Source organism: Vibrio sp. 1249-1 (assembly GCF_033340495.1).
Window position 1 is genome coordinate 1 of the sequence record NZ_JAWOWJ010000748.1, and the last position, 620, is coordinate 620.

Here is a 620-nt window from a genome sequence, read left to right on the forward strand (position 1 = left end):
CTCTTTTTCAAAATTGTCTTCCTATCGCTTACGATGTCTTTTAAGAGATACTTTTCATTATAAAGACCTGTCAGACTAGCGCCATCAATTATTGTGCGATGAGGTTCTCATGGTTTATTTGCTTCCGTTTTTTACTGTCATGATTTGGGGTGGAAATTCTATCGTAAACAAAATGGCGGCAAGCACGATTGAACCTAGCGCAATGAGCTTCTATCGTTGGTTTGTTGCGATGGTTCTCCTAACGCCATTTTGCTTGCCAGCCGTAATCAAACAGCGTCATGTAATTCGCCCATACCTGACTAAACTGGCATTTTTAGCCCTACTCGGCATGGTACTTAACCAGTCGTTAGGCTACTACGCAGGCTTAACCACAACGGCTTCAAACATGGCGCTGATTACGTCATTAGTGCCTTTGATCAGCGTGTTTTTAAGCGTCCCTCTATTGGGTAAATCGGTTTCTATGTTGAGCATTGTCGGTGGGGCAATTTCACTTGGTAGTTTAGCATTTATGCTTGGGCACGGTGACGTCACCTACTTCTTGCATCAAGATATGACACAAGGCGACAGCTTAATGTTACTGGCCGCGTTAGTTTATGCCGCATATTGTGTGCTTTTAAAAC

At 43.2% G+C, this 620-nt stretch carries 1 protein-coding gene; it reads left to right on the forward strand.

What is annotated here, in order from left to right; all coding sequences use genetic code 11:
• Positions 1–109 precede the first annotated feature (109 nt).
• The coding region (locus tag R7Z50_RS28705; RefSeq protein WP_318149909.1) for a DMT family transporter at positions 110–620 on the forward strand (511 nt) is incomplete at its 3' end.